Below are 25,988 nucleotides of genomic sequence, written 5' to 3' on the forward strand. Positions count from 1 at the left end.
GACGCTACAACATGCATGCGCGGCTTCCGTTGCGTTCAGCCATCAGTTCCGGCAGAACACGGCTTCGACACAGCAGTAAAAAGAGGTAAGCGTCATGAACACGATCTTCAAGACAATCGCCCTTATCGTTTGCGTTGCTGCACCGGCGGTATCGTTCGCTCAAACGTCGAACGATCCGACGTCGCGCGCGCAGGTCAGGGCCCAACTGGTCCAGCTCGAACACGCCGGCTACAAGCCCAGCAAGCTGCACTACCCCGCGGACATTCAGGCGGCCGAAGCCCGCATCGGGGTTCACAATGCCGCAGCAGCAAATGGTGCAGCAAACGGTGGAACAGGCTACGGCCCTCCGGCCGCGGGCTCGTCGCAGTATGGAAATCATGCATCGAAGGCCAGAATGCAACAGTTTTACAACCACCCCTGATTGCCCTCCTCGCGGGACCATCGGATGCGCATATTGCTGGCGGAAGACGATCCGCTGATCGGTAACGGCTTGCAGCAAGGCCTGCAAAGGGCAGGCTTTGCCGTCGACTGGGCCACGGACGGCGACGCGGCCGCGCTCGCGCTGAACACCACGTCATACGGGCTCGTCCTGCTCGACCTCGGACTGCCGAAGCAGGACGGCCTGGCGTTGCTCGCGAAGCTGCGCGCGCGCGACGTCGCGCGCAACGTCGATACGCCGGTCATCATCATCACCGCACGCGACGCCGTTCCGGATCGCGTCGCGGGACTCGACGGCGGTGCCGACGACTACATCGTCAAGCCGTTCGCGCTCGAGGAGCTGCTCGCCCGCATGCGCGTCGTGCATCGCCGCCAGGCTGGCCGTGCAAAGTCGACGTTGCAGGTCGCCGCGTTGCGGCTCGATCCCGCGCAGCACCGGCTATGGCTGCACGACAACGAAATATCGGTGACCAGCCGCGAATTCGCACTGCTGCTCGAACTGATGCACGACCCGGCCATCATCGTGTCGCGCGAACAGCTGGAGGAACGGTTGTACGGCTGGAACGAAGAGATCGAGAGCAACGCGATCCAGGTCCATGTTCATAACCTGCGCCGCAAGCTCGGTGTGCTCGCGATTTGCACCGTGCGCGGCGTCGGATACCAGATCGGAGAGATCGCGTGAGATCGCTGCGCCGGCGTCTGCTGATGTGGCTGCTGCCGGCCACCTTGCTGATGGGTCTGCTCGCCAGCGCCGCAACGTATTGGGGCGCGCTCGCGGAGCTTGACGAACTGCTCGACGATCAGCTGAAAGCCGTCGCACAACACGTCGTCGTCGAGCCCGACGGGCGTCTATCGCTGCGTGGCATGCAGGGCGCTAACGAAGACCGGCTATCGGGCGAACAGTCACACGCGGTGTTGCTGCAAGTGTGGCGCGGTACGACACGCGTGTTCAGCAGCGATCTCGATTCGCCGTTGCCGCCCCCCACGGGCGCGGGCGTCGCCGACCTGGCCGTCGACGGCCAGTTGTGGCACACGTATGTCTCGCGAAACGGCGATATGCTCGTGCGCGTCGCGCAGGTGAAGCGGGCGCGCTGGGAAGCGTTGGCCGAGATCGCGATGCAGCTGTTCTGGCCGGTACTGTCGCTGCTGCCCGTGCTGGCGCTGTTTCTGTGGTTCGGCATCGGCAACGGCTTGAGGCCGTTGCGCGATATCGTCGCGAACCTGAAGCGGCGTGATGCGCACAACATGCAGGAAATCGATACCGCGGCGATGCCGGGCGAGGTCAAGCCGCTCGTCGACGCGCTCAACGATCTGCTGCTTCGGCTCGATCGCGCATTTACCGCGCAGCGCGACTTCATCGCCGACGCCGCACACGAGCTTCGCACACCGATCATGGGGCTGGGCCTGCAGGTCGAACTGCTGCCACGAGCGACGAATCGTGACGAACGCGATGCCATCATCCGGCAGATCGGCATAGGTACCGCGCGCCTCGCCCATCTCGCGGAACAGTTGCTGACGCTGGCGAGGCTCGGGCCCGAGTCGAACCCGCCGGTCTTTAGCGAGGTCGATCTGACCTCGCTTGCGCGCGCGGTCGTCGGCGAGCGTGCGCGTTTCGCCGAACCGGCCCGGATCGACCTCGGTCTCGTCGCTCCCGCCATCGTGAAAATACGTGGCAACGCCGACGGCCTGCGCATCCTGCTCAACAACCTGGTCGACAACGCGATCCGTTATGCGGGCGTGCATGCGCGCGTCGACGTTCATGTCGGCACTGAAGACGGTTGTGGGACGCTCGACGTGTGCGACACGGGCCCAGGTATCCCCGACGAAGACCGCGAGCGCGTCTGGGAACGCTTCTATCGCGGCAATGGACACGCCGCGCCCGGCAGCGGTCTGGGTCTGTCGATCGTCAGGCGCATCGCGGAGCAGCACAGCGCCACCCTCTCGCTCGGCAGCAGCGCGAACGGCCGTGGGCTGAAGGTGCATCTGCGCTTCCCGCCAGCCGGTCCTGAAGACAGCGCAGCGGACATGCGACGAGCCACTGGCAACGACGCACCCGTCGCGGCGACGGAAGACACTGTCAGGCACACGGACAGATCCGTACCTTTGGGCAGGTACTGACGCAGCAACCCGTTGGTGTTCTCGCATGAGTCGCCTGGCTGCATGCCTGTCGCGGCGGCTTTGCACCAGCACGTCGGGCACCCCGTCATGCTGGTCCACCGCGCGCCACGCCCCGAAGGAAGTCCCCTTGGGGAAAGCCAGTGCTTCTCTCCGTTGATCGTGGCCACCACTTCGTCGAGGTGCCACCTGTCGCCTGGGGCCAATGGGGTGGACCGGATGCGGGAAACTGTAATACCACCACACCGCGTAGCTGATCACGTCAAGCGGAAATCGATAGCCAACACAGGAGCGCGGGTTGTCGACGGCAGTGGCGTTCTGTTGGGCGGCTGCTTTCATGAACGACATTGTCGCCGCCCCCCTTAACCCCTGCTAATAACGTGACAATGCCTTCCCCGTAAATGACGCGGTCTGCGATGATCGCCGAATGAACGCCAGTGGCGTGCCGCGATCGCGGCGCGGCTGACAGAATGGCACTGGCCATTTCGTACAGCAGGAGATTGTCTGAGTGACCCATCTCCTCCCGATAAAGTAGGCGTCTAGCATGAGTGAATACTTCACACCTCTGTCATGCATTTGCGCGCCCAAAACGACGTTCGCGCGCCCGATATGATGCGAGTGCGGCATCAAGCGCGGCGTCGTCAAAATCTGGCCAGAATATGTCGGTGAAGTAGAGTTCAGTGTACGCGAGCTGCCATAGCAGGAAGTTGCTGATGCGCTGCTCACCTCCGGTCCGGATCAGCAGATCGGGTTCCGGCGCGTACGCCATCGCCAGATATTGCGCGAAGCTGGCTTCGTCGACCGGCACGGCGTGACCATCGACGGCACTCCGTGCGGGTAGCTCGCTTATAGCCTGAAGGATATCCCAGCGACCGCCGTAATTCGCCGCAATGGTCAGCGTCATACGTGTATTGTGGGCGGTTCTGATTTCCCCTCGCTTCACGAGCGCCCGAAGGTGCGCATCGAACGCCGATAGATCACCAACGACGCGCAAGCGGATGCCATTCTTGTGCAACCGTGCCGTTTCACGCTGTAGCGTCGCCCCGAACAGACGCATCAGGAACGACACTTCGTCCTCAGGCCGGCGCCAGTTCTCCGAACTGAATGCAAACAGCGTCAGGAATTCGACGCCGCGCCGCGCGCAGCCCTCGACGATCGCGCGGACCGCTTCGACACCCTTCACGTGACCGGCCACTCGGGGCAGCTTGCGCTGCGCCGCCCAGCGGCCATTGCCGTCCATAATGATTGCAATGTGCCGCGGCACATCGGTCACGGCCGGTACGCTAACGGTCGAGCTTTTATGGATCATGGGAACCGCCGCGAGTCAGGCGGAACACGAAAGTCCCCGAAGGTCATGAAGGTGCCCCTGGACTCTTTTCCTGGTGATCAACTCGACCGCCACCAAATGACGTGGACATCGGCTGCGCCACCGGACGAAATGGATAATCTTATGGTATGCAGACGAAACTGAAAGGATGCTTAAGACGGGGATATTCTCCAGCCTTTGTTCACGTATTGGCAGGTTTAAGGGGGCGTGGCGATAATGTCGTTCATGAAAGCAACCGCCTAACAGAACGATACCGCCGTCGACAACCCGCGCTCCTATGTTGGCTATCGATTTCCGCCCGACGTGATCAGCTACGCGGTGTAGTGGTATACCGTTTCCCGCTAAGAGTCGTTAATACAACCTGGACAGCGCGGCTCGGCCCAAACGCCATATCCTGGCAAGATGACAAGACGAAAAATAAGCAACGAGATCTGGGCGGCGCTGGAGCCGCCAGGCGATGCGACAGCTGCGTGAGCCACTCACGCCTTTCCCTGTGATAAGTATGGCGGTTGTAGACGCCGATGATTCCGGGCTGTACGTGGCCGAGGACTGCCTCGGCAATATCGTTGGGACATCCCAGCGTTGCAAGAAGCGTCCGAGTTGCGCGTCGAAGGTCGTGGGCGGACCAATGCGTGACGGGCAAGCGCGGCCGGTCATGCTTCGGGGCGATATTGCAATATGGTTGACGATAGTAGACGTCGTGCTGGGCCACTGTTTGATTCGTCGACATTCCGCGCGAAGAAGGGAATAGGATTCTATCCTTGGCCTTTACACAAAATTCCGGACACCCCCGACGCCGTCGCACAACGACCTCGGCGCGCCCTACGCGCGGCACGCACAGATCCGTTGCTCTCTCGTTATGAAGCCCCTTGGTCTTTTGTTTCGGGATCGTCCACCAGAGACCGTCCGCTTCCTGCGCAATCTCGGTGCTCTCCATAGCGACGATCTCGCCACCACGCGTGCCGGTCCAAAGGTAGAGCGTCAACGCATCAGCACGCGTCGACACACCAACCGATGGGCCTGAAGCGTTAATATTTTTCTTAAAATCCAGTTACTTGCGGTATATCCTGGGAAGGCTTGGGGCTTACCGAGACAAGCCTGAAAACATGGCTATTCGTTCTCGTCGAAGTAATGCCCGAACTTCAGCTGCTTCGTGCGGATATACCGCTCGTTTTCCTCGCGCATCGGAATCGCGAGCGCGACACGCTCGCACACCGGAATGCCGTGCTTCGACAGCGTGTCGAACTTTTCGGGATTGTTACTCATCAGCCGCACCGACGTGACCTTCAGCGTGCGCAGGATGCCCGCGGCCGAATCGTATTCGCGTGAATCGTCGGGCAGGCCGAGATCGAGGTTGGCTTCGACGGTATCGCGCCCCTGTTCCTGCAGCGCATACGCGCGGATCTTGTTCGACAGACCGATGCCGCGTCCTTCGTGGCCGCGCAGATACAGCAGTACGCCGCAACCCTCTGCCGCGATATAGCGCAGCGCGAGATCGAGCTGCTCGCCGCAGTCGCAGCGATAGGAGCCGAGCACGTCGCCCGTCAGACATTCCGAATGCAGGCGCGTCAGCACCGACGACTGGTTGGCGACATCGCCCATCACGAGCGCGAGATGTTCGGCGCCGCTGTCGACCACGCGAAACACATAGGAAGTGAACGTGCCGTAGCGCGTGGGCAGCGTGGCGGTGGCGTCGAGCACGACGCATTCGCCGGTGACGGCGCCGTCCGCTGCGGGCGATGGATCCTGAGACGTGAGCATGGCGTTGAACAATGGTGCTGGCATGAACCCGGTCGAGCCGGGGATAAGGTGTGGACTGCGAGTTTACCGCTAATCCGCATGCAGCACGTGGATGCCCCTTCGCTTGCACGGGACGCTGCCCCGCGACAAGCCGCGCCCGGCACACGCGCATCACGCGAAACACGACCCCGAGACCCGAAACAAGCCCGCGCGGACCGCGTCAATCCAGCGCGCATCGTCCTGCGCGCCCGAGGTATTCCCGGTGTACCGCGGGCGCACGTCGCGCCTATACTGGTATCGCCTGTCCCTCACGACAGTGCGCCACTTCGGCGTGCTGCATTGCGAAACGGAGCCGCTCCATGACAAGCGTTGCACAGCTTCTTAAAACGAAACCGAACCCCTCCGAGGTCTACACGATCGGCGCCGACGATTCCGTCTACGAGGCGATCCGGTTGATGGCCGAGAAAAGCATCGGCGCGCTGGTGGTGACGGACGGCGACAGCATCGCCGGCATCATCACGGAGCGCGACTACGCGCGCAAGATCGTGCTGATGGACCGGTCGTCGAAGGCGACGCCGGTGCGCGACATCATGAGCAAGGCGGTGCGCTTCGTTCGTCCGGACCAGACGACCGAAGACTGCATGGCGCTGATGACCGAGCGGCGCATGCGTCACCTGCCTGTCATCGACAACGAGAGGCTGGTCGGCATGGTGTCGATTGGCGACCTCGTGAAGGACATCATCGCGGAACAGCAGTTCACGATTCAGCAACTCGAGTTCTATATTCACGGCGAACGGCTCTGACAGGCAGCACGGCTTTCGCTGAGCGACACCGCATCGATCATCCGCGCGGGACCAGACGCAAAAAAAGCCCAAACCTCCAAGAGTTTGGGCCAAGCTACCTTGCGGCAGCGGAGGTTCCTTCGGAAAGAGGAACGCAACGCGCGCGGATGACGCTCTCGGGCGGATGAGTGCGGCGCGCTCGTTTGAAACAGTACCGGGTATGAAACGCTGTGTGCGCCGTCAAACGACGCGCACACAGATTCTTCTGCCTGCTTAGTTACCGAAATTAGTTACCGAAATAGACGCTCTTCGGGCCGCTCATCGGCTGCTTCACGCCGCCCGCCTGGGTCGATCCGCTCATCGGCGCGCCGTAACCGCTGGTATCAGCGCTCGGCTGGGTTTGCGCGACGGCCGGGTTTTGCGCTTGCACGCGCTGCTCGGCGGCCTGGATGTCGGCCGGATATTTCGGGTCGCTCGAGGTCGACGGGTTGTAGCCCGCGTGCTCCAGCTGGATCAGTTCGCTGCGGACTTCCGCGCGGGTGACCGGCTGCTGGCTCGACTGCGCGAACGATACGACTGGCGCGGCGACAAGGGCCGCAATGGCAACTGCCTTGATCAGCGATTTCATGGTGACTTCCCTCCAATGTGGTTTTATCTGTATCGCCGACACCTCGGTGTCCAGCGAATGACTTGAGTCTAGTCACCGCACCGCCAAGGGAAAACCCTTAATTTCGAGATAGAAAATTGCTTAGTTCGCAACGATCTCGGGAAATATCGTGGAACCGCCTCCGTTAGCATGATCTTCGGGGTAACAATTGCAGGGATCGTCACCTTTGCGTCTGATGTTTCCGAAATACGTCTGATCGAAGAAAAAATTCGCCCACCCGCACGCCGAAACGTCTGAATCGATGTACGCGCGTAGCTGCGACGTCATGCGCCCGAATGCGGAATCGTCAGTAGCTTGCGCGGGCCGCTGACGAACGCGCTGCCCGGCTCGAAAAATCGCAACGGACGGTGCATCTCGCGCGACAGGCCGATGCGCGTCGTCACGCCGATCGGCGCGTCGCCAGTCTCGATCACGCCGATCCATAGCCCCCGCCCCGTACACAAATCGCAGCCGTCGAACGCCTGGCCGATGCCGAACGCCACCGTCAGCCGGCCGGGTCCGCGCGCGAGATCGCGCAGCGGCACGCCGGGACGGCGCGCTTCCATCAGCGCGAGTCCTTCGAGCGGTTCGATCGCGCGCAGCAGGATGCCGGCGCCGACCTCCTCCGCTTCGGACGACATGTTGAGCATGTAAGACACGCCGTAGGTCAGTCGCACATAAGCGTGACCGCGCGCGAGGAACATCGACCCGTTGTACGGACGACGTCCGATGAACGCATGGCTCGTCGAGTCGCCGAGCGGATACGCCTCGGTCTCGACGATGCGTCCGCTCAGGCGTCCTTCGGGCAGATCGTGCACGAGATATTTGCCGACCATGAAGCGCGCGAGTTCCACGGTATCGATCGGCAGATCCTCTCGGCGCAACGGTCGGATCGGAAGAGCTTCGTTTCGCATGCGCTGGGTGTCCTTGAGTCGGTGCTGAAACCGGTGCTGAAACTTATGGCCTCGCGACAAGCGCGCAGTCGCCCCACGCCCTCGTCATCGACCGGTTGCGATCGACAAATTCGTTGTACCGAAGCCTCATTTTCTGCGCCATGGAAGTCAACATGGCACTAATTGTTGTATTGTGTGCATCCGGCCGGTCACACGGCCGTTTGCATGTTTCGGCGCGCGCTTCGCGGCTCGCGGAAACCGCGTGTCGGCTGAAAGCGTTCGCAGACTGCTGTACCTGTTCCATTGGCATTGAATCCCGCTGTACCCGCTGGTGTAAAAAAATCGACCCCATCCGGGGATCGACGTTCTACGACAACAGGAGATGGTTGAATGAAAGCATTCTCGGCAATCAAGATGATCGGCGGCGCGCTGGTCGTTCTCGCTTCCCTCAACGCGTACGCGCAAAGCAGCGATGCGGCCGCGACCGCAGCGCCGGCGGCAACGGCACCGACCGCCAAGCAGACTCGCGCGGCTAATCGCGCGCTGCAGAAGAAGGTCCGCGCGACGCTCGCACGTACGAAGGGCCTGACCGTCGGGAACATCACCGTGCGCGCACGCGAAGGCGCCGTCACGCTGGAAGGCTCGGTGCCGGAACAGGCTCAGATCGAACTCGCGACGAACGCCGCTCAAGGCGTCGCAGGCGTGACGTCGGTGAAGAGCGCACTGTCGATCCGCGCGATCGGCCAGTAATCCGGTCGAACGGCCAAAGAAGTTGCGGTAACAGCAGCAAGCTGGCGTCGACGGCGGAAAGCTCCGTCGCGACGCCAATTCCCCCTCCGATGCAGCGCTCGACACCATTGCCTCACGGTGCGGCCATCGCACCATCCGACACGGCGATTCCCCGCGCCCCCGAAACCGCGATATTTTTAATGCGCTCCGCGCGTCGCGATGACGACCCGACCGCGTGGCGACGGCTTCTCGTAACGAGTTATCCCCGATAATTTAATAGCTTAACGTCACTTGTTAAGATATTACTTCAAGTTCATACACGCACCGAAAGGAAGGCCGCATGACTTCGTCCGCGACCGTCTTGCCTCGTTGGACTCTCGTCGCGCCGATCGTCAGCTGGATCGTGCTCGCCGCCGCCTACGCGATGCCGGGCAACACGCTACTGCTCGCACTGGCCGGCATGTCGTTATGCGCGGCCGTGTTTGCTGCCGTGCATCATGCCGAAGTGGTCGCGCATCGCGTCGGCGAGCCGTTTGGCACGCTGGTGCTCGCGGTCGCCGTCACGGTGATCGAGGTGGCGCTGATCGTCTCGGTGATGCTGACGTCCGGTCCCGAGAAAGCCGGCCTCGCGCGCGATACGGTATTCGCGGCCGTGATGATCGTCTGCAACGGGCTCGTCGGGCTGTGTCTGCTGGTGGGCGGCATCCGCCATCTGGAACAGGACTTCCAGAGCCGCGGCGCGGCGGCCGCGCTGGCGGTGCTCGCGTCGCTGTCGGTACTGACGCTCGTGATGCCGAATTTCACGACCACCAGCCCCGGGCCTGTCCTGTCGCCGTCGCAGCTCGCGTTTGCCGGCGTGTCGTCGCTGGTGCTGTACTGCGTGTTCGTGTTCGTGCAGACGGTGCGCCATCGCGACTACTTCCTCGCCGGCGTGCCCGACGAAGACGTCCATGCCGAGCCGCCCGGCGCGCGCCTCGCCGCCATCAGCGGCGTGCTGCTGCTCGTGAGCCTCGTCGCGGTCGTGCTGCTCGCGAAAGTGCTGTCGCCGGTGGTCGAGTCAGCGGTGCTGAGCGCGGGCGCGCCGCCGGCGGTGGTCGGTATCGTGATTGCGTCGCTGGTGCTGTTGCCGGAAGGACTCGCGGCGCTGCGCGCGGCGCGCGCCGACCGTCTGCAGACCAGCCTGAACCTCGCGCTCGGCTCGTCACTGGCGAGTATCGGCCTGACCATTCCCACCGTCGCCGGCGTGTTCCTGTACATCGGTCAGCCCATCGTGCTCGGCATCGATGGCAAGGACATGGTGCTGCTCGCGCTCACGCTGGTGGTCGCCACGCTGACGCTCAGCACCGGGCGCACGACGATTCTGCAAGGCGCCGTGCATCTGTCGCTGTTCGCGGCTTATCTGTTTCTGTCGTTCGCGCCGTGACGCGATGCCTTATCCGGCACGGGCGGACGGCAACCTCACTCTTCCCAATGCTCGGCGATCCAGTCGCGGAACAGATTCAGCTTCTGCTGTTGCGCGACTGAGTCCGGATACACGAAGTAATAGCGCCAGCCGGTCTTCAGCACGGTATCGAACGGCCGCACGAGGCGCCGGGCGGCGACGTCCTCGTCGATTAGCGCGAGGTCGCTGATCGCGACACCGAAGCCCTGCGCGGCGGCGTTGGTCGCCATGTCGAGCGTGTCGAAGCTCGGGCCGAGCTCCGCGTCGATCGTCGCGGCGCCCGCCGAATCGGCTTCCGCGACTTTCGCGAGCCACATCTTCCAGTCGCGGTGATCGCGCGTCGGATGCAGCAGCGTGTGGCGCCCGAGATCGGCCACCTGCGCGAGCGGCTTGTCCTTCAGCAGCTCGGGCGTGCAGACCGGCGTCAGACGTTCCTCGAACAGCGACACCGCCTGCACGTCCGCACCGGGCGACGAACCGTAGATGATCGCGGCGTCGAACGGCTCGCTCTGGAAATCGACGTCGTGCTGCCAGGTGGTGGTGATCTGCACGTGCAGATCGGGATAGTCGGACTGGAAGCGCATGATCTTCGGCAGCATCCAGCGCATCACGCAGGTCGGCACCTTGAGCGCGAGATCGGTGCGCTGCCTCGTCAAGCGCAGCGACATTTCCTCGATCCGCGCGAAGCTCTCCTTGACCGCCGGCAGCAGCATTTCGCCCTCGGCGGTCAGCGTCAGCCCCTTTGCGTGCCGCTTGAACAGCGGAAACTTGTAGTACTCCTCGAGCGCGATGATCTGCCGGCTGACCGCGCCTTGCGTCAGGCACAGATGGTCGGCGGCACGCGTGAAGCTGCGATGGCGCGCGACGGTTTCGAAAATCTGCAGCGCGTTGAGCGGCGGTAGGCGTCGCATCGGATGTCCAGGATCAGAAAAAATCATTGCGTGGCTGCGGCAGCGCCCCTCGCCGCCCTGCCCGTCAAGCCCACAGCATACGCGATCGGCTATGCGGGCACGAGTGGGCGCGCGGGCAAACCCGCATGCGTTCGACTCATGGCAGGCGTGCAAACGCCCGTACTGAAGAATGTCGCACCGGCGTGGTGCAAAAAGCCCTCAGGAACCGCACCAGAACCGAGCTTTCCTCATACCTCGACGCACGCCGGAATTCCTCAGCCAGATATGGACGTTAACCCGCATAAGCCATCGCCCGTAGCTTCCCGGCGTGTCGCCAAATCGCTCGCCACCGCGTTCGCCGGCGGCGAGCCATGAGCGTACGTCATGCCATCCATGCGCATATTTCGATTGTTGCGTGATTTTGGCAAACCTACAGTGCATCCACGCACGGTAGATCCGGCAGCGGTCACGGCGAATCATGGGCAACGGGCGTTCAACACAGGAGACCGCCATGCAGCAGATCAAACGGGGTAGAAGGCAGGCCATCAAGACGATCGGTACGGCGCTCGCGGCATCCGCGCTGCCGATGCCGTTCCTCAACCTGCGCGCGCAGGAGCACAACTTCAGCGGCAAGACGCTGCGCATCCTGACGTGGTCGGACGATACCGGCACGGCCGCGCTGCGCAACATCGCCGCGACCTTCACCGCGAAGACCGGTGCGAAGGTCATCGCCGATCGCGCGGACGGCACCTCCGGCATGGTCGCCAAAGTCAAGGCAGCGGGCGAGCGCCCCACCTATGACGTGATCACGCTCGCCGGCGTCGGCGCCTCCGGCCTCGCCGACGCGGGCCTGCTGATGAAGCCCGACCTCGACCGCCTGCCGAACCTGAAAGAAGTCGCGCCGCCATACCGCACCGGCGCGAACGGCTTCGGCGTCGGCTATCTGCTGTGGTCCGACGGCCTCATCTACAACACCGCGACGGTCAAGACGCCGCCTTCGTCGTACGAGGCGCTGTGGGACCCGAAATACGCCGGCCGCGTTTTCCTGCCGCCGCCCGAGTGGGCCGAAGCGGTCGATCTCGCGATCATCGCCGCGAAGATGAACGGCGGCTCGCAGCAGAACATCGAGCCCGGCTTCAAGAAGCTCGCGCAGCTCAAAGACCACGTGATGACGCTCGGCGAGAACCCGAACCAGGTGGCCGACCTGTTCCGCACGGGCTCGCTCGACATCGGCGGCATCTACTCGCCCGCGTTTTTCCCGGATCAGATCCGCAAGCCCGAATACAAGATGGGCGTGACCTACGGCATGAAGGAAGGCTTCGCGACGCAACTGATGTTCACGGTGATTCCGAAAGCGCATCCGGGCGACACCGACCTGATCCACGCGTTCATCAATCACTCGCTCGACGCCGGCGTGCAAGGCCGCATGGCGGCCGATGTGCTGAACGGCCCAGTCAATTCGAAAGCGATGATTCCGGCCGAGAGCCGCGCGTTCGTGCCGAGCCCGCAGCAGATCGCCGAGAAAGCCGTGCTGCATGACGACAAGGCGCTCGCCGCCGTGCAGCCGGCATGGATCAAGCGCTACACCGAAATCTTCTCGGCGTAACCACGATGCTCGCGCGCTTCCCGCGGCGTGCCGCGATGATGCCGGACGAAGCGGCGCCGGGCCCGGCGCCCGGCGGCGGCGCCTCCGCTTCCGCAATTGTTGCGACGGCCGTGACCGACCCCGCTGCCGGCGCAACGACGCTCGCGAAAGCGCGCCCGTGGCTGCTGCTCGCGCCGATCCTTTTGTTTCTGGCGATACTCGGCGCGGCCGCGCTGGTCGTGCTGCGCATGAGCTTCGGCACGTCCGGCAACGAATGGCGCAGCTTCACGCTGCAGAACTACGCGGACCTGCTCGACCGCTACTTCCTGAAATCGTTGTGGCTGACGCTGCGGCTCGCGTTCCAGAGCATGCTGTGCGCGGTTGTGCTCGCGATTCCGGTCGCGCTCGCGATGGCGCGCACAACATCGCGGCTCGCGCGCCGGCTGCTGCTCGCGGGTGTGCTGCTGCCGCTGCTCGTCAATCTGCTGCTGCAAGGCTATGGCTGGCTCGTGATCCTCGGCCCGGCGGGTCTGCTCAATCACGCGCTGCTCGCGAGCGGACTCGTCGAGCGTCCGGTGATGTTGCTGTATCGCGAGCATGGCGTGCTGCTGGGGCTGATCCAGACCGCGTTTCCGCTCGCCGTGCTGCCGCTGTCCAGCGCGATGCGCGCGGTGTCGATCTCGTACGAGGAAGCCGCCGCGACGCTCGGCGCGACGCGCTGGCAAACGCTGCGTCACGTGCTGCTGCCGCTCGCGATGCCGGGCCTCGTGTCGGGCGCGCTGCTGGTGTTCGCGTACAACGCGAGCGCGTTCGCGGTGCCGCTGCTGCTCGGCGGCCGGCGTGTGCCGATGCTCGCGGTGCTGGTGCACGATCAGGTCGCGCCGCTCTTGAACTGGCCGGCCGCCTCCGCTTCCGGCGTGGTGCTGATGATCGCCACGCTCGCCGTGATGGCGCTGTCGCAACGGCTCGTGCGCCGCACCCAACGTCTGACCGGGGAGCCTCACGCATGAGCACGCCGCTGCCGAGTTCGCGCCTGCCGCGCATCGAACCTCGTTCGCCACGCTTCCCGCGCCTGCCTCAGACGATGCCCGGCCAGCTCGGCCGCGCGACCGCGCTCGTCGCCGGCGTGGTGCTGTTTCTCGCCGCGCTGCCGATCCTGACGATGATCGCGATGTCGTTCAGCGCGGCCGACACGCTCGAATTCCCGCCGCACGCGTACAGCCTGCACTGGTACCGCGCGGCGTGGCACAGCTTCGTGTCGCCGGACGCGACCGATACGCTGTCGATGGGCGCCGCGCTGAGCACGAGCCTCGTCGTCGCGCTAGCGACGATGCTGATCGCGACGCTGGTCTCCGTGCCCGCCGCGTACGCGCTGTCGCGCTACCGTTTTCACGGCAAGCCGGTGGTCGAGCAACTGGTCGCGCTGCCGCTCGTCTATCCGCTCGTGATGCTCGGCCTGTCGCTGCTGCTGGTGTTCAACGTGCTGCCGGTCGAGCTGGGCGTCGGCCGTCTGATCATCGCGCATGTGATCCTGGCGCTGCCGTTCACGGTGAAGAACTGCGCGGCGTCGGTCGCGTCGATCGGCCCCGAGTTCGAGGAAGCCGCGCTCGTGATGGGCGCGAACCCCGGCCGCGCGCTCATCGACGTGGTGCTGCCGCTGATGCGCCCCGGCATTCTCGCCGGCATGCTGTTCGCCTTCATCGTGTCGTTCAACGAGTTCACGGTGACGTTCTTCCTGTACAGCATCGATACGATGACGCTGCCGGTATGGCTCTATAGCCGCACGGTGTCGTCGCTCGATCCGACCGTGTTCTGTTTCGCCGTGGTCATCGTCGCGATCGACTTCGCGCTGATCTGGCTGCTCGAAAAGCTGATCGGCGACGAAGGCGTCGCGCTGTGAACCCGCCACCTTGCTGGAGCTTCCGATGACCCATCTGACCTTGCAGGCCGTCACGCGGCGCTTCGGCGCCGTGCATGCCGTCGACGACGTCGACCTGAGCGTGCCCGACGGCAAGCTCGTGTGCTTTCTCGGCCCGTCCGGCTGCGGCAAGACCACCCTGCTGCGGATGATCGCAGGCCTCGAAACGCCGACCGAGGGCAGCATCCATTTCGCAGGCCGCGACATCACGCGACTGCCGGCGAACCGGCGCGACTTTGGGATGGTGTTCCAGTCGCTCGCGCTGTTTCCGCATATGACGGTCGCGCAGAACGTCGCGTATCCGCTGAAGCTGCGCAAGGTCGCGAAAGAGAAGCAAACGCGCCGCGTCGCCGAGCTGCTCGAACTGATCCAGCTGCCGCACATGGCGAACCGGCCGGTCACGCAACTGTCGGGCGGGCAGCGCCAGCGCGTCGCGATCGCGCGCGCGATCGCTTCGGAGCCGCAACTGCTGCTGCTCGACGAACCGCTGTCCGCGCTCGACGCGAAGCTGCGCGAAGCGATGCAGGTCGAAATCCGCCTGCTGCAGCAACGCCTCGGCATCACGACGATCATGGTCACGCACGACCAGCGCGAAGCGATGACGATGGCCGACGAGATCGTCGTGATGGAGAAAGGCCGCATCGCGCAGGTCGGCAAGCCGCTCGACATCTACCGCGATCCGGTCAGCGAGTTCGTCGCCGACTTCATCGGGCTCGGCAACATTCTGCCGGTGTGGTACGACGGCGCGGGCGTCGTGAGCCTGCCGGGCGGACGGCGCATCGCGGTGACGCCGAACCCGAACGCGCCGCTCGCCGATGCGCGGCAGCCGGGTACGGCCGGCGACACGATCCGCCTGCTGATTCGCCCCGAGGACATCTGCGTGAAGGCGGCCACGGAAGCACCGAACCCGAACCGGCTGCCCGGTACCGTCACGTTCATTCGCGACGTCGGCGCCTCGCTCGAAGCGACGATCGATTGCGTGGGCTTCACGCTGACCGCCGCGACCACGCCGCGCGAAACGCCCGGGCTCGCGCTCGGCATGCCGGTGCTCGCCGAGCTGCCGCCGCACGCGTGCAAGCTGATCGCCGCGCGCGCCGCCTGATACCCGAACCCATCACACGGCTTTGCCTGAATAACTACCGTATTACGACAGAGGAACACATCATGAACCAGCGCCCCGCTCTCCAATCGACCCGCCGCGTGTTCGCGACGCTCGCCGCGACGCTCGCGATGACCGCGCTCGGCGCGCTGTGCGCACTGCCGTCGGCCGCGCATGCCGACGCGCTCGACGACATCGCGAAGTCGGGCACCGTGCGCATCGGCGTATTCGAGGACTATCCGCCGTTCGGCTCGATCGGTCCGGACATGAAACCGGTCGGCTACGACATCGACGTCGCCAATCTGATCGGCAAGGCGCTCAACGCGAAGGTCGAACTGGTGCCGGTCACCGGCGACAACCGCATGGCCTTTCTCGCCGACCACAAGGCCGACATGTTGCTGTCGGTCGGCCAGACGCCCGAGCGCGAAAAAGTGATCGACTTCTCGCAACCCTACGCGCCGTACTACCTCGCGGTGTTCGGCCCGAAGTCGCTGCCGGTGAAGACCGCCGCCGACCTCGGCGGCAAGTCGATCTCGGTCGCGCGCGGCACGCTCGAAGACCTGAGCGTGACGAAGATCGCGCCGCCGTCGGCGAACATCAAACGTTTCGACGATCCGAACGGCGCTATTTCGGCGTTTCTTTCTGGTCAGGTACAGTTGATGGTGGTCGGCAACGACGTCGGCGCGACGATTCTCGCGCGGCATCCGGCGAACGATCCGGAGCAGAAGTTCGCGCTGTTCAGCTCGCCCGATCACGTCGGTCTGAACAAGAACGAGCCGCGCCTGAAAGCGAAGGTCGACGAAACGATTGCCAAGGCCCGCAAGGACGGCACGATGAACGCGATTTCGCAGAAGTGGCTGCGCGCGCCGCTGCCGGCCGATCTTTGAAACCTGTGGCGTGGCGCCGTGAAGGCCGCGCCGCGATCTGATCCTACGATGGGCACGAGGCCATGACTTACGCGTTCGATTTCAGCGGCTTCGGCCTGTATGCGGGGATGCTCGCGCGCGGCGCCGCCGTGACGCTCGGCCTCACGGCCGTGTCGACCCTGGCGGGTGGGCTGGTAGGGATCGCCGGCGCGAGCATCGCGGCGGCCGGGCCGAAGTGGGCGCGCTGGCTGGTCGCGAGCTACGTCGAGCTGATCCGCAACACGCCGTTTCTGGTGCAGTTGTTCTTCGTGTTTTTCGGCCTGCCGAGCCTCGGCATTCATATCGACGAGATAGAGGCCGCGATTCTCGCGATGACCGTCAATCTCGGCGCGTACGCGATCGAGATCGTGCGCGCCGGCATCGATTCGATTTCGCGCGGTCAGGTGCAGGCCGCGCAGGCGCTCGGCCTGCATGGACGCCAGGTGTTCCGCTACGTCGTGCTGCCGCAGGCGCTCGCCAACGTGTTTCCCGCGCTGCTCGGCCAGGTGCTGATCGTGATGCTCGGCTCGGCCGTCGTGTCGCAGATCTCGGTGCCCGACCTGACCTATGCGGCGAACTTCATCCAGTCTCGCAACTTCCGCTCGTTCGAGAGCTACGTGATCATCACGGCTGCCTATCTGCTGATGTCGATCGTGTTGCGGCAGCTGTTGAACCGCTTCGGCCGCGGGCTGTTCGCGGGCCGTGCGGCACGAGGTAACAACAGCAGTAGAAGCGGCAACGACGGCTTGCCGCGCAACTGGCGCAGCCGCCTGATGTGGCGCGGTGCGCGTACCCTGCCGACGGAGCGCTGATCATGGTCGAATTCACGCTGTGGGACATCGCCCGCAACCTGCTGCTCGCCGCGCGCTGGACCGTGCTGCTGTCGCTGATCGCGTTCGTCGGCGGCGGGATCGTCGGGCTCGTGCTGCTCGCGATGCGCGTGTCGCCGATCGCGTGGCTGCGCCGCATCGTCGTGCTGTACGTCGAGGTGTTTCAGGGCACGCCGCTCTTGATGCAGCTTTTTCTCGCCTTCTTCGGCTTGCCGCTCATCGGCATCGACGTGTCGCCGTGGGCCGCCGCGACCGTCACGCTGACGCTCTATACGAGCGCGTATCTGGTCGACATCTGGCGCGGCTGCGTCGAAGCGGTGCCGCGCGGTCAGTGGGCCGCGGGTGCGAGCCTCGGCATGACGTTCGGCCAGCAGTTGCGCTACATCGTGTGGCCGCAGGCGCTGAAGATCGCGGTCGCGCCGAGCGTCGGTTTTCTCGTGCAGGTGGTCAAGAGCACCGCGCTCGCGTCGATCATCGGCTTCGCCGAACTGACGAAGACCGGCACGATGATCACGAATGCCGCGTTCCGGCCGTTTCCGATCTACGGCATGGTCGCGATGATCTACTTCGCGATGTGTTTTCCGCTGACCTGGTATGCTCGCGTGCTCGAAAAGCGGCAGAAGGTGGGACAGCATCGGTGAGGTGATTCGCGCTCTGTAGTTCAAGTCACGGATACGTGCTGCCGGGAAGCAATCTTGATGCGCGAGACGAACCACGCCGCGAGCACGAACCACCCCGCTGCGACGACGAACGCGACGACATAGGCGGGTCCGGCACCGGCAAACGCCTTGACCCATGACAGCATCCACCCGGTGGCGGCAGGGCCGAGGATCTGCGGTAGCACCATCGACACTTGCCAGATGCCCATGTCCTTGCCGCTGGACGCATCGTCTGGCAACACTTGCAGCGCGAGTGCCCAGTCGACGGCTTGATAGGTTCCGTAAGCGGCGCAGAAAACCAGCCCGACTGTGATCACCAGCAACAGGTTTGGATGCAACGCCAGCAGGACAAAGCCGATCGCAGCTCCGGCCATGATCCAGCTGGTCAGGCGGACGACGGGAACGACGCCGTGCCGGTCGGCGAGCCATGCGCCCAGCAGGCTGGCCGGGATCGCTAGCACCACGCCGACGCCAAGCAGCCCATTCAGGAGACTGGTCGGATGACGAATGCCGATCACGTCCTGCAGGTAGTACAACATGAAGGCGAAGATCGACCAGATTCCCATGTTGCCGAACAGACGGGTTACCAGCACCCAGTAAAAGTTTCGGTGCAGGCGTGGATCGAGATAGAACGAGCGCATGAACGTGACGAGCTCGAACCGTTGTCGGGATCTGACAGGTGTCGGCTCGTGCGAGCCGCGAATCGTCAGCCAAAGGCAGAGCAACATGATCGCAATGAACGCGGCAACCGTAGGATACAGGTGGCCCGGCGAATAGAGGACAACGAGCACCACGTTGCCAGTGATCGTGCCGAGCACGGTCATCACGTTGAGCCACGCGCTCGCGCGGTTGGTTTCCTGTTTTGGCACGACATCGGGCACCAGCCCTGCGTACGGCCCCGCCGCCCAGTTCCACCAGAACTGGAGATGCAGGAACGCGAGTGTATACATCCCTACGCTCCCCCCGCCGTTGAATGAACCAAGCCATACCAGTGCAACCGCAATGCCGAACACGCCGGTGACGAGAAACGGTCGCCGGCGTCCATGTTTTGCAGAGCAGCGATCTGAAAGCGCGCCGGCCAGTGGCGCCACGATCATCGCAATGAATGCGCCGGACGCAATGACGGAGCCGGCCACGCCTTCCTTCAACGCGGCATCGCGTCCGAGCATATCGGCGACCTGTGCCGGCACGAGCACCGGAACGACCGTCATCCATTGGGTAAAGAGCGCAAACCACAACGACGCGATCTGGATGTGACTGAGCGTCGACAGGCGAGAAGCCGACGGTGTGACCGACACGTTTCGGGCTTGACTGGATAGGGTCATGTCGGAAGTCCATGAGCTTCGGAGACTTCGACGCCGCACGGCGGACGAAGGTCGTGGCCAATTCTGAGAGCCGTTCGAACACGACGGGGACTCCCATCGGACCAATGCGCCTGTATCGGTCGTGGTGCAAATGTCGGCCTTGGCCGACGGCGAGTCCATCGACGAAGGCGCGGTGTGCCGTCCCACTATGATAGCTGCCGTCGGTTGGCCCACAACCTGAAACGGCGCGAGGTCGGCAAGCGCGCTTCTCCGCCGCACTCAGCGGGCGATCAACGCCCCGCCTGCGTCGACTGCCGCAACTTCGCCACCTCCGCCGCACCGACCGCCGGCGCGCCGTTGTTCCAGCCAGCCCGCACGAAGCTCAGCACGTCGGCGATCTGCTGATCGTCGAGCACCGCGGCGAAGCCGGGCATCGGAAACGGCGACGGCACGCCGTCGATCACGAGATCGCCAGTGCCGTTCAGCGTGACGTTGATCAGCGACGACGCGTCCTTCACGAGCACGTTCGGATTGCCGGCGAGCGGCGCGAGCATCGGCGCGAAGCCGTGCCCGTCGACGCCGTGGCAATGCATGCAATACGCCGTATAGACGCGTGCGCCGGCATCGTTCGCGGGGCGATCGAGCGACACCTTCGTCGCCTGCGGATCGTACGTATAGGCCGCCGCGCCGGTGCCGCCGGCCGGCGGCAGCGACTTCAGATACGTCGAGACTGCCGCGACGTCCTGATCGCTCATCGCCTGCGTGCTGTTGTTGATCACGCTCGTCATCGCGCCGAACGCCGATGCATGGCGATTCGCGCCGGTCTTCAGGAACGTGCGCAGCTCCTCGTCGCTCCAGCGGCCGAGCCCGGTGTTGCGCTCGCCCGTGAGGTTCGACGCGAACCAGCCGTCGAGCAGCGCGCCGCTCAGGAATGCGCTGCCGCTTTCGTCGAGCGCACTTTCCTGGAACGCAACACCGCGCGGCGTGTGACACGACCCGCAATGTCCGAGCCCTTGCACCAGATACGCGCCGCGATTCCACGCGACGTCCTTGCCCGGCTTGTCGCGATACGCACCCTTCTCGAGAAACGCCATGTTCCAGAACATCAGCGGCCAGCGCATGTTCAACGGCCACTTGATGTCGGACTCGCGATTCGCCTGCTGCACTGGCGCGACGCCGTGCATGAAGAACGCGTACAGCGCCTTCACGTCGTCGTCGTCGACCTTCGCGTAGGACGGATACGGCATCGCCGGATACAGGTTGTGGCCGTCTTTCGCGACGCCCTCACGCAGCGCCCGCGCGAAGTCGGCTTCGGTGTAGCCGCCGATGCCGGTCCGTGCGTCGGGCGTGATATTGGTCACGTAGATGCGGCCCATCGGCGTGTTCATCGGCAGGCCGCCGGCGAACGGCTTGCCTTTCGGCGCGGTGTGGCAGGCGGCGCAATCGCCGAGTTGAGCGAGGTAAGCGCCGCGTTGCACGAGCGTTTGATCGGCTGCGCCGGTGGCTGACGGAGTTGCGGCATCAGCAGGCGCCTGGGCGATAAACGGCAATGCGACGCATAGCGCCGCGCCAAGACCCTTCAGCATTTTTTTCATGTCGGGCTCCTTTCGCGTCAGGCGCTGTGCAGTTGGCGGCCAACCGGCAATTGCCGCAGCCGCGTGCCGGTGGCCGCATAGATCGCGTTGGTCAGCGCGGGCGCGAGCGCCGCGGTGCCGGGTTCGCCGATGCCGCCGGGCGCCTCGCCGCTCTTCACGATATGCACGTCGATCGGCGGCGTCTGGTCGATGCGCAGCATCCGGTAGTCGGTGAAGTTGTTCTGCTCGACGCGACCGTCCTTGATCGTGATCTCGCTATAAAGCGCCGCCGTGATGCCGAAGATGATGCCGCCCTGCACCTGCGCTTCGATCGTGTTCGGGTTGACGAACATCCCGCAATCGACCGCGCAGTTGACGCGCTTGACCGTCACTTCGCCCTGCTCGAGCGCGACCTCGACGACGATCGCGAAGAAGCTGCCGAACGCGTGCATTACCGAGATGCCGCGCCCTTGCCCCTTGGGCAGCGCGCTGCCCCAGTTGCCCGCTTGCGCGGCCAGGTTGAGTACGTTCAGCGCGCGCGGCGATTTGCCGAGCAGATCGCGCCGGTACTGCACCGGATCGATCTTCGCGTGCGCGGCGAGTTCGTCGATGAAACTCTCGACGACGAACGTGCCGCGCGTCGGCCCGACGCCGCGCCAGAACGCGGTGGGCACCGCGTGCGGTTCCACGCGCACGTAGTCGACCAGCTGGTTCGGCAGGTCGTACGGCAGATCGGCGGCGACCTCCACCGCATCGGGGTCGAGCCCGTTCTTGAACGCGGGCGGCGCAAAGCGCGCCATGATCGACGACCCGGCGATGCGATGCTGCCACGCGATCGGCTTGCCGTTCGCGTCGAGCCCGGCCGAGATCGTGTCGTAGTAGTACGGCCGGTACATGTCGTGCTGGATGTCCTCCTCGCGCGTCCACAGCACCTTGACCGGCGTCGACACCTGTTTGCCGACCTTCACGGCCTGCGTGACCATGTCGGTTTCGAGCCGCCGTCCGAAGCCGCCGCCGATCAGATGGTTGTGCACGATGATCTTGTCGGCGGGCAAGCCCGTGACCGCGACCGCCGCATCGACGACACGCGTCGGCACCTGCGAGCCGAGCCAGATTTCGCAGGCGTCGCCGCGCACGTGGACCGTGGCGTTGACCGGCTCCATCGTCGCGTGCGCGAGGAACGGCTGCTGGTAAACCGCGTCGACGCGCGACTTCGCATCGCCGAACGCGCGGCCGACGTCGCCGTCCTTGCGCGCCACCGCGCCGCCATGTTGCGAGGCCGCCGCGAGATCGTCGACGATGCGCTGCATCGATACCTGCGCGCCCGCGCCTTCGTTCCACTTGATGTCGAGCGCCTGCAGGCCGCGCTTCGCGGCCCACGTGTGAGCGCCGATCACCGCGACCGCGTTGTCGAGCTTGATGACCTCGCGCACGCCGGGGATCGTCTTCGCATGCGTATCGTCGACGCTCGCGAGCGTGCCGCCGAACACCGGACAGTTCGCGATCGCCGCGTAAACCATCTCGGGCAAGCGCACGTCGAGGCCGAACTGCGCGGTACCGTCGACTTTCTCCGGCGAATCGAGACGCTTCGCCGGCGTGCCGATCAGCTTGAAGTCCTTCGGGTCTTTCAACGGCACGTTCTGCGGCGCGGGCAGCGCGGAGGCGGCCTGCGCGAGCTGACCATAGCTCGCGCTGCGATTACTGGCCGGGTGAATCACCTGACCGGCCTGCGCATGACAGCTCGCCGGATCGACCTGCCACTGCTGCGCGGCCGCGTTGATCAGCATCACGCGCGCAGTCGCGCCCGCGCGGCGCATCGGCTCCCACGCGAAGCGGATCGACGTCGAGCCGCCGGTCAACTGGCCGCCGAGCAGCGGGTCCATGAAGAGCTTTTCGTTGGGCGGCGCGTGATCGAGCGTGACCGTGTCGAGCGGCACTTCGAGTTCCTCGGCGATCAGCATCGGAATCGACGTATAGACGCCCTGACCCATCTCGACCTTCGGTATCACGAGCGTGACCTTGCCGGCGTTGTCGATCTGGATGAACGCGTTCGGCGCGAACACGCCGTTTTGCGGCGCCTCATTCGCGTCGCCGCCGATCACGCTCTTGCCCGCCTTCTGATCCTGGCTCGCGGCCGGCATGCTGAAGCCGAGCAGCAGACCGCCGCCGGCCGCGGCGCCGACCGTCACACCGAATTTGAGGAAGCCGCGCCGCGAGATGCCGCGCGCATGCCGCGTGTCGGTGTCAGCCGGCTGCGCGCCGTTCTGTGCATCGAGCAATCCCTGGGACATGTCAGGCCCCCTTCGCGGCGTGCTTGATCGCCGCGCGCACGCGGTGATAGGTTCCGCAGCGGCAGATGTTGCCCGTCATCGCGGCGTCGATGTCGGCGTCGCTCGGATTGGGATTGCGCGCGAGCAGCGACGCCGCCGACATCACCTGCCCCGACTGACAGTAGCCGCATTGCACGACGTCAAGCTCACGCCAGGCCTGCTGCACTTTCTGGCCCGTGGGCGTGGCGCCGAGCGCTTCGATCGTGACGATCTTGCGGTCGCCGACCGCCGCCGCGGGGAACACGCACGAACGCACCGCGACGCCATCGAGATGCACGGTGCATGCGCCGCATTGCGCGATGCCGCAGCCGAACTTGGTGCCGGTCAGCCCGACGAGATCACGCAGCACCCACAGCAGGGGCATGTCGGGCGGGGCATCGACGGTATGGGTTTCGCCGTTGATATTGAGCGTTGTCATGAGCGGCTCCGGGTGGGGATGTTGTTGTGGTCACGCGGTTTAGATCGCGACACCGCACCAGAGCGCCGACATGCACTGGTTTTGTTCGGCACGTCGCGCTAATAAGCCATGAAATGCGGCCTGTGAGCGAGCGGGTGTCGCAAGAAAACCGGCCGATTGTAGCCGTGTCGAAAGAAGTTCGCTTTGACGGTGCCAGGCGCCACATCGCATGCTGTGCGCGGTGGATCGCATGTGTCGGCTGGAGCGATGCGTTACCATCGACGGATCGATCCGTTAGCGTGATCGCGCGACCCGCTGCATCGCACTGCGTGGTGTTGCGACGCACGATTCCGTCGAATCACCTCAGCCGCTGGAGCCGCCGATGAACGACCCGCAATGCACTCAATTCCTCACGGACATTCGCCGACCATTGCTTGCGCTGCACAAGGCGATTCTCGATCACGAACGCGCCGCGTACGAAAAGGAATTCGGCCCGGTAACGCCGGCGGCATTCCTGCAGGTGCTGATCAACGGCTCGGGGTTTCGTTGGCTGACGCCGCTGTCGACGGTGATCGCGAGCGTCGACGAAGTTCTCGACGACGCGGAAGCCGAGGCCGGCGACCGTCTCGCGACCGCCGAGGCCGTGGTCGGCCTGTTCTCGCCCGACCAACCGCACAATCACTTCCTGCCGCGTTATCTGCCGCTCTTGCAGGCCGATCCCGCGATCTTGCATTACCACGGCGAGGTATCGCGGCTGCTGCGCGGAGGGCAAACGACGTAACGGCGATTCGCACCAGGCACGGCGGCGGCGCGTGCGCTGCCTGCCGGCTCCTGCATTGCCTCACCGTTCATAAACGGCTGCGGGTCGAGGCCGCATGGTTGATCGTCGGTATTCTTGCGCAGATCGAGCGGAATGCTCTGACGTGAAGGTACTTTTGCAACGATTCGTCGACCGCCGGAATGCGCGGTCGATCAAATTACCTGGTTTAGCTGAATAAATTCAAGGTGAGCTTTTGCGGGAACGTGGAAGCTCAGCCGCGCCCCTGCGGCAGATATGACAGCGGATCGACCGGCTTGCCGTCGCGCCGCACTTCGAACCCCACCGACACACGCGAGTTGTTCTCGTCGCCCATCTCCGCGATCTGCTGTCCCTTGCGGACGATGTCGCCCATCTTGACCATCAGCTTGCGGTTGTGCGAATACGCGGTCAGAAAATCCTTGTTGTGCTGGACGATGATCAGACTGCCATAGCTGTTCAGTCCGGTGCCCGCGTACATCACCTTGCCGTCGGCGGCGGCTCGCACCGGATCGCCCGCGTTGCCGCCGATTTCGATGCCGCGTGTTTCGCCGGGCTGGAACGCTTCGACGACGCTGCCCGCGGCAGGCCACGCGAGCGTCACGCTGCTCGCGTGCCGGCGGGTTTCCTGCGTGACTTCGCGGACTGCGGTGGCATCCGGAGCCGCCGCGGCGGACTGTGTCGAAGCTTGCGCCGACGTTTGCGCTGTCGCTTGTGACGCACGCTGCGCCGCGGATTGCGCCGCCGCCTTCGCGGTGGCCGTCGCATTGGCCGCCTTCACCGCGCGCACCGTTTCCGGCGACGCAACGTGCAGCACCTGCCCCGGCTTCAGCCGCGCCGACGCCTTCAATCCGTTCCATGCCTGCAACTGCTTGACGCTGATGTGATGATGCTGCGCAACCCGCGCGAGCGTGTCGCCGCGCCTGACCCGATACACGAGCGGCGGCGACTTTTTCAGCGGCGCGTTATCGCTGGCGTCGATCGACAGCGGCGCGGCTGCCGCCGGGTCGACAGACGTCGCTCCCGTCGCTCCCGTCGCATTCGCCGCCGGCACGCCGGACGCCGCGTTGGCGCTGGTTGCCGCACCGTTCTGCGCATTCGGCTGCCCGACGTTCGCACAACCGCTGACGGCCAGCGCGACCCACGCGCCAGCGAGACTGGCCAATAACGTTCTGTCGAAACGCTTTCTCATCCTGTTCGACTCCTGCTGTATGAATGCGCAAGCCGGATAGCCCGCTGCCGCGGACGAGGTGCGCGATCTTCGGCCGCGCGGCCTTCCCGACGGCACGGCGAAGCCGCCTCGTACGGCGCTCATTTCCTGCCTGCCTGTCGATCAAATTTCTCGCGGAATTCTAAAGTGTCGTTTAATAAAAACGCCTGCCCCACACACTCTGATACAGACGTTACGAGCCGTATTTCCGCGTTACGACCGCACGTGTATTGAGACGCCAACGACGCATACATCACCGCTTCGCCCGGCGCGTTCAGACTTGTTGACATTCGACTTATCGGCAGGCGGGAGGGGAACTTGAATAGCCATGCGTCGCGTCGGAGGGCGCAAAAAAGGCCAGCCTTCGAAATCCGAAGGCT

The 25,988-nt window shown here is 64.5% G+C and carries 24 protein-coding genes and 1 pseudogene; 14 read left to right on the plus strand and 11 right to left on the minus strand.

Going from position 1 to position 25,988, the window contains the following annotated elements; all coding sequences use genetic code 11:
* Positions 1-94: 94 nt before the first annotated feature.
* From HDG33_RS23290 to HDG33_RS23300, 3 genes and pseudogenes are all read left to right on the plus strand, one after another.
* Complete coding sequence (locus HDG33_RS23290; protein ID WP_184033963.1) at positions 95-421, plus strand: DUF4148 domain-containing protein; 327 nt, start codon at positions 95-97, stop codon at positions 419-421.
* A 24-nt stretch (positions 422-445) separates the two neighbouring features.
* Complete coding sequence (locus HDG33_RS23295; RefSeq protein WP_184033967.1) at positions 446-1,120, plus strand: response regulator; 675 nt, start codon at positions 446-448, stop codon at positions 1,118-1,120.
* Positions 1,117-2,439 (plus strand): annotated as a pseudogene (locus HDG33_RS23300) (sensor histidine kinase); the annotation flags it as partial. The gene HDG33_RS23295 and the pseudogene HDG33_RS23300, both read left to right, overlap by 4 nt.
* Positions 2,440-3,121: 682 nt before the next feature.
* Here HDG33_RS23300 and uppS read toward each other — a convergent pair.
* From uppS to ribA, 3 genes are all read right to left on the minus strand, one after another.
* Positions 3,122-3,862: a polyprenyl diphosphate synthase gene (gene uppS / locus HDG33_RS23305; RefSeq protein WP_184033973.1), complete on the minus strand. Its 741-nt coding sequence runs from the start codon at positions 3,860-3,862 to the stop codon at positions 3,122-3,124.
* Between the two features lie 325 nt (positions 3,863-4,187).
* Positions 4,188-4,886, minus strand: a complete 699-nt coding sequence (locus tag HDG33_RS38105) for a tyrosine-type recombinase/integrase (protein WP_409259060.1) — start codon at positions 4,884-4,886, stop codon at positions 4,188-4,190.
* A gap of 104 nt (positions 4,887-4,990) precedes the next feature.
* Positions 4,991-5,641: a GTP cyclohydrolase II gene (gene ribA, locus HDG33_RS23310; protein ID WP_090805969.1), complete on the minus strand. Its 651-nt coding sequence runs from the start codon at positions 5,639-5,641 to the stop codon at positions 4,991-4,993.
* Between the two features lie 338 nt (positions 5,642-5,979).
* On the opposite strand from ribA, the gene HDG33_RS23315 reads away from it, so the two are divergent.
* The gene (locus HDG33_RS23315) at positions 5,980-6,423 is read left to right on the plus strand and encodes a CBS domain-containing protein (RefSeq protein ID WP_184033976.1); all 444 of its coding nucleotides are present in this window, start codon (positions 5,980-5,982) and stop codon (positions 6,421-6,423) included.
* A 265-nt stretch (positions 6,424-6,688) separates the two neighbouring features.
* Here the strand turns inward: HDG33_RS23315 and HDG33_RS23320 are convergent, their stop codons facing one another.
* Both HDG33_RS23320 and HDG33_RS23325 read right to left on the minus strand, forming a co-directional pair.
* On the minus strand, positions 6,689-7,030 hold the full coding sequence (locus HDG33_RS23320) for a DUF4148 domain-containing protein (protein ID WP_184033979.1): 342 nt from the start codon (positions 7,028-7,030) through the stop codon (positions 6,689-6,691).
* A 302-nt stretch (positions 7,031-7,332) separates the two neighbouring features.
* Complete coding sequence (locus HDG33_RS23325; RefSeq protein WP_184033983.1) at positions 7,333-7,962, minus strand: DNA-3-methyladenine glycosylase; 630 nt, start codon at positions 7,960-7,962, stop codon at positions 7,333-7,335.
* Positions 7,963-8,331: 369 nt separating this feature from the next.
* Between HDG33_RS23325 and HDG33_RS23330 the strand changes: the two genes are divergently transcribed.
* Entirely contained in the window at positions 8,332-8,691 is a 360-nt protein-coding gene (locus HDG33_RS23330) for a BON domain-containing protein (RefSeq protein WP_184033987.1), read from the plus strand.
* A gap of 319 nt (positions 8,692-9,010) precedes the next feature.
* On the plus strand, positions 9,011-10,093 hold the full coding sequence (locus tag HDG33_RS23335) for a calcium:proton antiporter (RefSeq protein ID WP_184033990.1): 1,083 nt from the start codon (positions 9,011-9,013) through the stop codon (positions 10,091-10,093).
* Between the two features lie 35 nt (positions 10,094-10,128).
* Here the strand turns inward: HDG33_RS23335 and HDG33_RS23340 are convergent, their stop codons facing one another.
* Positions 10,129-11,022, minus strand: coding sequence for a LysR substrate-binding domain-containing protein (locus tag HDG33_RS23340; protein WP_090805978.1), 894 nt, complete (start codon positions 11,020-11,022; stop codon positions 10,129-10,131).
* Positions 11,023-11,512: 490 nt separating this feature from the next.
* On the opposite strand from HDG33_RS23340, the gene HDG33_RS23345 reads away from it, so the two are divergent.
* The 7 genes from HDG33_RS23345 to HDG33_RS23375 all read left to right on the plus strand — a co-directional run bounded on the left by HDG33_RS23345 (position 11,513) and on the right by HDG33_RS23375 (position 17,979).
* The gene (locus HDG33_RS23345) at positions 11,513-12,607 is read left to right on the plus strand and encodes a PotD/PotF family extracellular solute-binding protein (RefSeq protein WP_018420888.1); all 1,095 of its coding nucleotides are present in this window, start codon (positions 11,513-11,515) and stop codon (positions 12,605-12,607) included.
* Positions 12,608-12,612: 5 nt separating this feature from the next.
* Positions 12,613-13,596, plus strand: coding sequence for an ABC transporter permease (locus HDG33_RS23350; RefSeq protein WP_184034247.1), 984 nt, complete (start codon positions 12,613-12,615; stop codon positions 13,594-13,596).
* Positions 13,593-14,486, plus strand: coding sequence for an ABC transporter permease (locus HDG33_RS23355; protein WP_184033993.1), 894 nt, complete (start codon positions 13,593-13,595; stop codon positions 14,484-14,486). The genes HDG33_RS23350 and HDG33_RS23355 overlap by 4 nt, the downstream gene beginning before the upstream one ends.
* A gap of 25 nt (positions 14,487-14,511) precedes the next feature.
* Positions 14,512-15,606, plus strand: a complete 1,095-nt coding sequence (locus tag HDG33_RS23360) for an ABC transporter ATP-binding protein (protein WP_184033997.1) — start codon at positions 14,512-14,514, stop codon at positions 15,604-15,606.
* 62 nt (positions 15,607-15,668) lie between these two features.
* Entirely contained in the window at positions 15,669-16,490 is an 822-nt protein-coding gene (locus HDG33_RS23365) for a transporter substrate-binding domain-containing protein (protein ID WP_184034000.1), read from the plus strand.
* A gap of 62 nt (positions 16,491-16,552) precedes the next feature.
* On the plus strand, positions 16,553-17,320 hold the full coding sequence (locus HDG33_RS23370) for an amino acid ABC transporter permease (RefSeq protein WP_184034003.1): 768 nt from the start codon (positions 16,553-16,555) through the stop codon (positions 17,318-17,320).
* 2 nt (positions 17,321-17,322) lie between these two features.
* Complete coding sequence (locus HDG33_RS23375; protein WP_184034006.1) at positions 17,323-17,979, plus strand: amino acid ABC transporter permease; 657 nt, start codon at positions 17,323-17,325, stop codon at positions 17,977-17,979.
* Between the two features lie 20 nt (positions 17,980-17,999).
* Here HDG33_RS23375 and HDG33_RS23380 read toward each other — a convergent pair whose 3' ends face one another.
* From HDG33_RS23380 to HDG33_RS23395, 4 genes are all read right to left on the minus strand, one after another.
* Positions 18,000-19,235 (minus strand): MFS transporter, encoded by a 1,236-nt coding sequence (locus HDG33_RS23380; RefSeq protein ID WP_260330571.1) that lies wholly within the window; start codon positions 19,233-19,235, stop codon positions 18,000-18,002.
* A 356-nt stretch (positions 19,236-19,591) separates the two neighbouring features.
* A complete protein-coding gene (locus HDG33_RS23385; protein WP_184034009.1) occupies positions 19,592-20,896 on the minus strand; it encodes a cytochrome c in 1,305 nt (434 codons plus the stop codon).
* Positions 20,897-20,913: 17 nt separating this feature from the next.
* Entirely contained in the window at positions 20,914-23,166 is a 2,253-nt protein-coding gene (locus HDG33_RS23390) for a xanthine dehydrogenase family protein molybdopterin-binding subunit (protein ID WP_184034012.1), read from the minus strand.
* Position 23,167: 1 nt separating this feature from the next.
* Positions 23,168-23,623, minus strand: coding sequence for a (2Fe-2S)-binding protein (locus HDG33_RS23395; RefSeq protein WP_184034015.1), 456 nt, complete (start codon positions 23,621-23,623; stop codon positions 23,168-23,170).
* Between the two features lie 361 nt (positions 23,624-23,984).
* Here HDG33_RS23395 and HDG33_RS23400 point away from each other — a divergent pair, with 361 nt between their 5' ends.
* The gene (locus HDG33_RS23400) at positions 23,985-24,383 is read left to right on the plus strand and encodes a hypothetical protein (RefSeq protein WP_184034018.1); all 399 of its coding nucleotides are present in this window, start codon (positions 23,985-23,987) and stop codon (positions 24,381-24,383) included.
* 250 nt (positions 24,384-24,633) lie between these two features.
* Here the strand turns inward: HDG33_RS23400 and HDG33_RS23405 are convergent, their stop codons facing one another.
* Positions 24,634-25,590 (minus strand): peptidoglycan DD-metalloendopeptidase family protein, encoded by a 957-nt coding sequence (locus HDG33_RS23405; RefSeq protein WP_184034020.1) that lies wholly within the window; start codon positions 25,588-25,590, stop codon positions 24,634-24,636.
* Between the last annotated feature and the right edge of the window lie 398 nt (positions 25,591-25,988).

The sequence above is a fragment of the Paraburkholderia sp. Cpub6 genome (genome assembly GCF_014201065.1).
Taxonomy (GTDB): domain Bacteria; phylum Pseudomonadota; class Gammaproteobacteria; order Burkholderiales; family Burkholderiaceae; genus Paraburkholderia; species Paraburkholderia tuberum.

Bases quoted from the DNA above. Each gene is read 5' to 3' on its own strand.
- HDG33_RS23375 (WP_184034006.1), top strand. From the start codon at position 17,323: ATGGTCGAATTCACGCTGTGGGACATCGCCCGCAACCTGCTGCTCGCC.
- HDG33_RS23355 (WP_184033993.1), top strand. From the start codon at position 13,593: ATGAGCACGCCGCTGCCGAGTTCGCGCCTGCCGCGCATCGAACCTCGT.
- ribA (WP_090805969.1), bottom strand. From the start codon at position 5,641: ATGCTCACGTCTCAGGATCCATCGCCCGCAGCGGACGGCGCCGTCACC.
- HDG33_RS23290 (WP_184033963.1), top strand. From the start codon at position 95: ATGAACACGATCTTCAAGACAATCGCCCTTATCGTTTGCGTTGCTGCA.
- HDG33_RS23330 (WP_184033987.1), top strand. From the start codon at position 8,332: ATGAAAGCATTCTCGGCAATCAAGATGATCGGCGGCGCGCTGGTCGTT.
- HDG33_RS23360 (WP_184033997.1), top strand. From the start codon at position 14,512: ATGACCCATCTGACCTTGCAGGCCGTCACGCGGCGCTTCGGCGCCGTG.
- HDG33_RS23320 (WP_184033979.1), bottom strand. From the start codon at position 7,030: ATGAAATCGCTGATCAAGGCAGTTGCCATTGCGGCCCTTGTCGCCGCG.
- HDG33_RS23340 (WP_090805978.1), bottom strand. From the start codon at position 11,022: ATGCGACGCCTACCGCCGCTCAACGCGCTGCAGATTTTCGAAACCGTC.
- HDG33_RS23345 (WP_018420888.1), top strand. From the start codon at position 11,513: ATGCAGCAGATCAAACGGGGTAGAAGGCAGGCCATCAAGACGATCGGT.
- HDG33_RS23315 (WP_184033976.1), top strand. From the start codon at position 5,980: ATGACAAGCGTTGCACAGCTTCTTAAAACGAAACCGAACCCCTCCGAG.
- HDG33_RS23335 (WP_184033990.1), top strand. From the start codon at position 9,011: ATGACTTCGTCCGCGACCGTCTTGCCTCGTTGGACTCTCGTCGCGCCG.
- HDG33_RS23405 (WP_184034020.1), bottom strand. From the start codon at position 25,590: ATGAGAAAGCGTTTCGACAGAACGTTATTGGCCAGTCTCGCTGGCGCG.
- HDG33_RS23395 (WP_184034015.1), bottom strand. From the start codon at position 23,623: ATGACAACGCTCAATATCAACGGCGAAACCCATACCGTCGATGCCCCG.
- HDG33_RS23400 (WP_184034018.1), top strand. From the start codon at position 23,985: ATGAACGACCCGCAATGCACTCAATTCCTCACGGACATTCGCCGACCA.
- uppS (WP_184033973.1), bottom strand. From the start codon at position 3,862: ATGATCCATAAAAGCTCGACCGTTAGCGTACCGGCCGTGACCGATGTG.
- HDG33_RS23390 (WP_184034012.1), bottom strand. From the start codon at position 23,166: ATGTCCCAGGGATTGCTCGATGCACAGAACGGCGCGCAGCCGGCTGAC.
- HDG33_RS23370 (WP_184034003.1), top strand. From the start codon at position 16,553: ATGACTTACGCGTTCGATTTCAGCGGCTTCGGCCTGTATGCGGGGATG.
- HDG33_RS23325 (WP_184033983.1), bottom strand. From the start codon at position 7,962: ATGCGAAACGAAGCTCTTCCGATCCGACCGTTGCGCCGAGAGGATCTG.
- HDG33_RS23385 (WP_184034009.1), bottom strand. From the start codon at position 20,896: ATGAAAAAAATGCTGAAGGGTCTTGGCGCGGCGCTATGCGTCGCATTG.
- HDG33_RS23350 (WP_184034247.1), top strand. From the start codon at position 12,613: ATGCTCGCGCGCTTCCCGCGGCGTGCCGCGATGATGCCGGACGAAGCG.
- HDG33_RS23295 (WP_184033967.1), top strand. From the start codon at position 446: ATGCGCATATTGCTGGCGGAAGACGATCCGCTGATCGGTAACGGCTTG.
- HDG33_RS23365 (WP_184034000.1), top strand. From the start codon at position 15,669: ATGAACCAGCGCCCCGCTCTCCAATCGACCCGCCGCGTGTTCGCGACG.